General features: G+C 67.6%; 5 protein-coding genes. 3 read left to right on the top strand and 2 right to left on the bottom strand.

Annotated elements, in window-relative coordinates; all coding sequences use genetic code 11:
• The 3 genes from eccCb to VE172_RS01835 all read left to right on the top strand — a co-directional run.
• Positions 1-3,420: type VII secretion protein EccCb (gene eccCb, locus VE172_RS01825; protein WP_324796298.1), on the top strand; the 3,420-nt coding region annotated here is incomplete at its 5' end.
• A 165-nt stretch (positions 3,421-3,585) separates the two neighbouring features.
• Positions 3,586-3,864, top strand: coding sequence for a WXG100 family type VII secretion target (locus tag VE172_RS01830; RefSeq protein ID WP_324796301.1), 279 nt, complete (start codon positions 3,586-3,588; stop codon positions 3,862-3,864).
• A 95-nt stretch (positions 3,865-3,959) separates the two neighbouring features.
• On the top strand, positions 3,960-4,220 hold the full coding sequence (locus VE172_RS01835; protein WP_324796305.1) for a hypothetical protein: 261 nt from the start codon (positions 3,960-3,962) through the stop codon (positions 4,218-4,220).
• Positions 4,221-4,319: 99 nt separating this feature from the next.
• Here the strand turns inward: VE172_RS01835 and VE172_RS01840 are convergent, their stop codons facing one another.
• Together VE172_RS01840 and VE172_RS01845 are read right to left on the bottom strand one after the other, a co-directional pair.
• Positions 4,320-5,399, bottom strand: coding sequence for a S8 family serine peptidase (locus VE172_RS01840; RefSeq protein WP_324796308.1), 1,080 nt, complete (start codon positions 5,397-5,399; stop codon positions 4,320-4,322).
• A gap of 185 nt (positions 5,400-5,584) precedes the next feature.
• Positions 5,585-6,985 carry a VOC family protein gene (locus VE172_RS01845; protein WP_324796311.1) on the bottom strand — a complete coding sequence of 467 codons (1,401 nt, stop codon included), beginning with the start codon at positions 6,983-6,985 and terminating at the stop codon, positions 5,585-5,587.
• Between the last annotated feature and the right edge of the window lie 434 nt (positions 6,986-7,419).

Raw genomic sequence — 7,419 nt, forward strand, 5'->3', positions numbered from 1 at the left:
GTGCCGGGCATCCCGATCGCCATCCAGCTGCGCACCTTCCGCCGGGTGCTGGTGCGCGGCGACGCCCGCGCCTCCCGGGCCATGGCGCGGGCCATGCTGGCGCAGCTGGCCGTCTTCCACGCCCCCGACGACCTGATCATCGCGGTGGTCGCCGACCCCACCCGGCGCCCGGAATGGGACTGGCTGAAGTGGCTGCCGCATTCCCAGCACCGCGAACAGTTCGACGCCGCCGGGGCCCGCCGCCTCGTGGTCGGCAGCCTGTCCGAACTGGAGGGCATGCTGAGCGACGAGCTGTCCGGCCGCTCCCGCGGCGTGGGCGGCAAGGAGGCGGCCGTCCTGGAGGGACGCCACGTCGTGGTGATCCAGGACGGCGGCGAGATCGACGGCGGTTGCCAGCTCACCGGCCAGGGACTGGCCGCCACCACCGTCATCGAGCTGAACTCGGCGGCCCCGCGCCGCATGCTGCCGTGGATGCTGCAACTCGACGTCGAACCCGGCGGGATCTCCATGACCCGCCAGAACCACCAGGTGCCGATCGGCATCCCCGACCGGCTGTCGCTGGCCCGGGCCACCGCGGTGGCCCGCCAGATCTCGAAGTTCCGCTTGGCCACCAAGGGATTCGCGGGTGGACCCGAGCCGCTGTCGGTGTCGATGGAGCTGCCCGACCTGCTGGGCATCGGCGACGCCGGTGCCCTGGACCCGCGCCGCACCTGGAAGCCCGACAAGCGCAACGCCGAGCGCCTGAAGATCCCGCTGGGCCTGGATCCCAACGGGGACCGCATCTACCTCGACTTCAAGGAGGCCGCCCAGTCCGGCATGGGCCCCCACGGGCTCATCATCGGCGCCACCGGTTCCGGGAAGTCGGAACTGTTGCGCACCATCGTGTCGGGCCTGGCGATCACCCACTCGTCCGAGGAACTCAACATGGTGCTGGTGGACTTCAAGGGTGGCGCCACGTTCGCCACATTGGACCGACTTCCCCACACCAGCGCGGTCATCACCAACCTGGAGGAGGAGCTCCATCTGGTCGACCGGATGGGCGACGCGATCAACGGCGAGATCATCCGGCGTCAGCAGCTGCTGCGCGACGCCGGAAACTATGTCTCCCAACGCGACTACGAACGCGAACGCCGTGCGGGCGCGGCCCTGGCGCCGCTGCCCAGCCTGCTGATCATCTGCGACGAGTTCTCCGAGATGCTGGCGGTCAAGCCCGACTTCATCGACCTGTTCGTCATGATCGGGCGGCTGGGCCGGTCGCTGGGAGTCCACCTGCTGCTGGCCTCCCAGCGCCTGGAGGAGGGCCGGCTGCGCGGTCTGGAGTCGCACCTGTCGTACCGGGTGGGTCTGCGCACCTTCTCGGAGTCCGAGAGCCGCACCGTGCTGGGCGTTCCCGACGCCTTCGAGCTGCCTCAGGCACCGGGGCACGGCTACCTCAAGACCGACCAGGAGACCATGCTGCGGTTCCGCAGCGCCTACGTGTCCGGCGAGTACAAGATGCCGCTGTCGGAGGAGCTCGTCGTGGCCTCCGATCTGGCCGGTGCCCGCGGCAAGGGCCGACTGGTGCCGTTCACGATCGCGCACCAGCCGCTGCCGGAGTCCGATGAGGACGATGACGATCCCGCGACCGAGGACCTCCGCGCCCTCCAGGCCGAGGAGGAGCTGTCGGCGGAGGACGATCCGTCCAAGGAGACCATGCTGTCGGTGATCACCAAGCGGCTGCAGGGATTCGGCCCGCCCGCCCACCAGGTGTGGCTGCCGCCGCTGGACGACCCGGCCTCGCTGGACCAGCTGTACGCCCGCCTGGACGTCAGCGAGGAGCGCGGCCTGCACGCGCCCGACTGGCCGGGAGGCAGCCTCACCGCGCCGATCGGCCTGATGGACAAGCCCTTCGAGCAGCGCCGCGACCTGCTCACCGTGGACCTGTCCGGCGCGGGCGGCAACATGGTGATCGTCGGCGGCCCGCGCTCCGGCAAGTCCACCTGCGCCCGGACCGTCATCGCCGGGCTCTCCCTGAGCCACACCCCCGACGAGATCCAGATCTACGGCGTCGACCTCGGCGGCGGTGGCCTGCGCTCCATGGAGGGCCTGCCCCACGTCGGCGGGATCGGCAGCAAACAGGACTCCGGCAAGGTGCGGCGCATCGTGGCGCAGCTGAGGTCCATCATCGACGACCGCGACCGCATGTTCGCCGAGCGGGGCATCGACAGCATGGACACCTTCCGCCAGCTGCGCGCCAAGGGCGACATCGACGACCCGCTGGGCGACGTCTTCCTGGTGCTGGACAACTGGTTCGCGTTCCGGGAGGACTTCGAGCCGCTGGAGGACGACGTCAGCGCGATCAGCCAGCGCGGGCTCGCCTACGGCGTGCACGTCGTGCTCACCTGCAGCCGCTGGATGGACATGCGTCCGGGCATGCGGGACCTGATGGGCACCCGGGTGGAGCTGAAGCTCAACGACCCCCTGGACTCCGAGATCGACCGCAAGGCCGCCGAGAACGTCCCCGAGCGTTCGCCGGGCCGCGGCGTCGTCGACGGCGGCTACGCCGTCCTGGCCGCGCTGCCGCGCATCGACGGATCGTCCGAGGTGGGGGACCTCGCCGATGGCCTGACGGACTTCATCAAGCGCTCCTCCCAGGCATGGACCCGTCCACCCGCCGAGAAGGTTCGCCTGCTGCCTCACCACATCGAGGTCACGGCGCTGCCGGAGTTCGCCGACAACGCCCCGGTGCCGATGGGCATCGAGGAGTTCCGGCTGGGCACGTTCGGCGTCGATTTCAACGAGAACCCGCACCTGGTCGTGCTGGGGGACGGGCAATGCGGCAAGACCAACGTGCTGCGCACCCTGTGCCACCAACTGTCGAAGTCCACACTGGAGAAACCGCCGAAGATGGCGATCGTCGACTATCGGCGCGGCCTGCTGGGCGAGGTGGACGACGAGCTGCTGGCCGGCTTCGCGGCCTCGGCGTCGCAGGCCGAGGAGCTGATCTCCGGGACCGTGGAGGCATTGCGCGCCAGGCTTCCCGGACCGGACGTCACGCCGGAACAGTTGCGGGCCCGTAACTGGTGGACCGGTTCGGAGCTGTTCATCGTCGTCGACGACTACGACATCGTCGCCGGGCAGATCACCGATCCCCTCGAGGAATTGATGGAGCTGCTTCCGCAGGCCCGCGACATCGGCATGCACCTGGTGCTGGCCCGCCGGATGGGCGGCGTCAGCCGGATTCTGTACCAATCGGTTGTGCAGACGCTGATCGAGTTGCAGGCGCCGGTGCTGGCGATGTCCGGTTCTCCGGAGGAGGGTCGGATCATCGGCAACTTCCAGCCGTCTCCGCAGCGTCCGGGGCGTGGCACAGTGGTGGATCGCGACGGACAATTGATGGTGCAGGCGGCGTGGACCCCTTCGAAATTTGACGAAGAATAGGGATATGTCCATTAATTCCGATAGTGGGCCAAGGGAAATTGAGAAAGAATTAGCCTCCTAAGGTCTTTTGAATTGCGGTCAATACCGCTAGAGTCGTTGATACACAAAGGTCCGGTGTAGAAATCGACTCCGGTCCATGTTCGAGTACATAGGAAAGGAGTGACGATGGCTTCGGGCGATGCCAATATTGATCTCGGATCGGTATCCGCTGGCGGCAAGGGCGTTGCTGAGGCGGCGAACAACTGCCAGTCGGTGGTGAAGCAGCTTCAGTCCACGAGCGACAACCTTCAGAGTCACTGGGACAGCAACACCGGCAAGAAGTTCAAGGCTTCGTTGGACAACGACATCAAGCCCAAGATCAACAAGTGCGCGAACACTATGCACGAGACGCACGACCGCTTGACGAAGATCCTGCAGTCGTACCACCAGCTTGACAACAACTGAGGACCACCGGGGAAGATCTTTTCCTCGAATTCACGTGTGACAAGGAGAGTGAACGAATGGCTGCTGGAGGCCGGGTCAAGGTTATCCAGGCGGGTATGCAAGACACCGCCGGCAAGCTGAAGAAGCAGTCCCACCAGCTGGAAACCCTGGCTGGCAACCTGGTCAAGGCGATCCAGGGCACGGACTGGGACGCCGAGGACAAGCACCAGGCGGTGCAGTTGGCGAACGCGCTCAAGAAGGAAGCCCACGAGCTGAGCGGCGCCGTTAACAACGCCAGCAAATTCACCACCGACTTCGCCAGCGCGACCGCGCAGACCGTCGCCAAGGCGAAGAGCATGCTCAACTACTCCACCTGAGGCGGTTAAGACCCCCAAGGGTTTAAGATCTGTGGCCCCACACCGAATGTGTGGGGCCACAGATCTTTTCTATTCGTTTATTACCTACCGGTTGGTTACTTACTCGCCGGCGGCCAATTCCCGCTTGCGGCGCCGCGCCCGCGGAAACACCGAACGGCCCACGGCTATCGCGATCGCAAGCACCACAACGAAAGCCGCCACCAATGCCGCGATCATCCGCGACATCGACTGCGGGTCGCCGCCGGTGGAGAATCCCGCGACGTCGCCGGGCTTGCGGGCGTCGTGCGGGTCGAGATCGGCCGTCACCGCGCGGTACGGGTCGACCATGCCGTACCCCACCCCCTCGTCCCGGCCGCCGGCCGGGTGCTCGGCGGTCTTGGTGATCCGGGTGGCGATCTCCGCGCCGCCCATGCCGGGGTAGCGGGCCTTGACCAGGGCGGCGGTGCCGGTGACGTAGGGGGTGGCGAAGCTGGTGAACGCGTTGTCGTCGCGGGTGTCGGCGCCCACCCAGGTGCCGTCCCCGTTGGGGTTCGGCCCCACCGGCTTGAAGCCCGGCCCCGCGATGTCCACATAGGGCCCGATGTTCGACTTGTTGCTGACGACGTTGTCGGGGGTGGCCGAGGAGACGGCCAGCAGCGCGGGGTACGTCTTGTGCTTGGACGCGTAGGCGGCGGGATACTCGGCGCCCTGATTGCCGTTCTGGTCCTTGTTTCCGGCCGCCACCACCAGCAGAACGTCCTTCTTCTGGGCCCGCTTGACCGCCGCCTTGAGCTCCGCGGTGTTGGGGGCGGCGGCGGAGATGTTGATGATGTCGGCGCCGGCGTCGATCGAGGCGTTGATGCCGTCGGCGATCAGACCGGCCACCACCTTTCCGTCCGACATCTGCTCGGTGTCGCGCAGGATCTTGACGGACATCAGGGTGGAGTCGGGCGCCATGCCGTAGTAGGGGAGCTTTTCCTTCTTGGCCTCGCGGGCGGAGATGATGGCCCCCACCACGGTGCCGTGGCCGTTCTGGTCGCAGGTGGCGTCGCCGTGTTCGTGGGTGAGATTCTTCAGCGAGGTCACCTTGCCGTCACCCATCACGTCGCTGCGATCGGAGACCCCGGAATCGATGACCGCGATCTTGACGCCCTTGCCGCGCGACATCGGCCAGACGCGTTGCGGGTCCATGAGTTTCATGGCCTCGGGTTCGCCGGGGAAATCCCCTCCGTGTTTCAGTGTCGGGGAATATTTGCAATCATCCGCGAATGCCGGACTTGTCGGAATGGAAACGACAAAAAGAGTGACCACTATGGCCAGAGAAATTCGCAGCAGCGATCGCATATCAACAGATTAACGGCAATGAATGGTTAACGAAAGGGGCGTCAGCGTTGCCGAAGTTCGGTGATCGCCAGGCCGTGCCCGTCGGGGTCCAAAAAGGATGCCGCACGCAGGTCGTGGACCTCTCCCGTCAACGCCGACACCGGGGGATGCGTGAACTCCACGCCCTTGGCGCGCAGCGTCTCGTACGCCGAATCGATGTCGCCGACCTCGAAGGTCAGATGCATGACGGGATCCCCCGCGCCCGGGGCGTCGTCCCTGCGCCACAACAAGACCCGCCCGAAGCCCGCCTCCAGCAGCACGGCGTCGGGGGCGCGGTCGATCTCCACCAGGCCCAAAAGCTCGGTGTAGAACATCATCGAGCGCTGGAGGTCGGACACGATGAGCGTCGCGGCCACGTCGCGCACCGCCTCGGGCGGCAGCTGGGTCTCCGAGGCGTTGTACGCCCGCAACAGATCCGCGCCGGGGGTCTCGGCGGCCAGCAGGCTCAGGGCCGTGGCCTTGACGGGGGCCTCGGGCCGCTCGTCGGTGTCGGGGGCGGAGTCCTCCGCCCTGGCGTCCGCGTCGCCGTTGCTTTGGTTCTCGTAGGCGATCAGCGGCTCCATCAACGCGGCCAGCTCGTCGTCGTCGATCGGCTCGGCCGCGTCGGGGAGGTCGGTGTCGGGCTCGGCGGGGTCCGTGTCGTCGTCGGTGTCGTCCTCGTCGTCCGACGTCTCGTCCGCGGCCTCGGGGATGCCCTCCGAGACCGCCTCGTCGATGAGCGCGTCGGCGGCGGTGGCCTCGAGGGGCGTGTCGGCGGGCGGCGCCGCGTCCGACGAGTCCCCGGGCTTGACCGCGTCGGCGGGCTTTTCCGTCTCCCTGGCGTCCTCGGACGCGGCGGGCATCGGGATCGGCGCGTCTTCGGGGGCGGGCTCCTTCTCGGCGTCCGAGGCTTTGTCGGTCGGGGTAGTGGCGGGAGGCCCGTCGGCGACCGCCTCCGCGAGATCATCGATCCTCTCGGGATCGTCGAGCGGGGATTGCTTGCCCAGGCTGACTTCCAGGTCGTCGAGCGAGTTCACCTCGCCCGCCTCGACGTCGTCGTCGATCTTCAGGTCGTTGATGTGGAAGTCCGCCACCGTCTCCAGCGGCGAGGTGGTCTCGGCGGGCCGCGCGGCGTAGATCTGCCGCGCCCGCGCCGCCGTCACCACCGCCAGCGCCGCCCCGAAGAACACGAACGCCACGATGGCCGCCGCGATGCTCCTGGCCCCCAGGGCGATCGCGCCGGTGAAAAGCGTCAGCAGCAGTAAAGTGAAAACCGTTGCCGCGCGCGGCAACCCCCAGGAGCGCATCGAGGCGAAACCGCCGCCCACGCGCGCCCCGTCCGCGCCGCGCCCGCCCTGCTTGGAGCGACGGTCCATCTCGTACGTCGCCCACCAGCTCTTCCAGCCGCGCAGGGGTCTTTGCACCCGCGCCGTGGTCCGCCCGCCCCGCTGCGCCTGGCGCCCGCGCACGCCCCGACGGGCCTGCTGCGCGCGCTGTTGAGCGCGCTGGGCGTCCCTGGCATGCTGCGCGGCGCGCGCGGCGGTCTGGCGCTGGCGCGGCGGCGTCGCCTTGGCGCCTCGGTTGGCGGCCTTGGGGTTCGCTTTGGGCGCAGCCCTGCGTGCGGCAGCCTTAGGTTGCTGCCGTGGCGGCTGTCGAGGTGGTTGACGCATCAGTGTGGCTTGGCCCTCCCACGAAAGATGTCGTAGATGTTACGTCCCATTCGGCGCCAGGCACAACACCCATTAAGATCGTTGCCCCGGACTATTCGAAGGAGTAACAGTGTCACAGCAGACACTCGTGCTGATCAAGCCCGACGCCGTCTCGCGCGGCCTGGTCCGCGAGGTCATCTCGCGGCTGG

Source organism: Stackebrandtia sp. (assembly GCF_035643755.1).
Classification (GTDB): Bacteria; Actinomycetota; Actinomycetes; order Mycobacteriales; family Micromonosporaceae; genus Stackebrandtia.

What these genes read in the sequence shown, in the direction of transcription:
- VE172_RS01830 (WP_324796301.1), top strand. Translation starts at nt 3,586, where the DNA reads ATGGCTTCGGGCGATGCCAATATTGATCTCGGATCGGTATCCGCTGGC.
- VE172_RS01835 (WP_324796305.1), top strand. Translation starts at nt 3,960, where the DNA reads ATGCAAGACACCGCCGGCAAGCTGAAGAAGCAGTCCCACCAGCTGGAA.
- VE172_RS01840 (WP_324796308.1), bottom strand. Translation starts at nt 5,399, where the DNA reads ATGAAACTCATGGACCCGCAACGCGTCTGGCCGATGTCGCGCGGCAAG.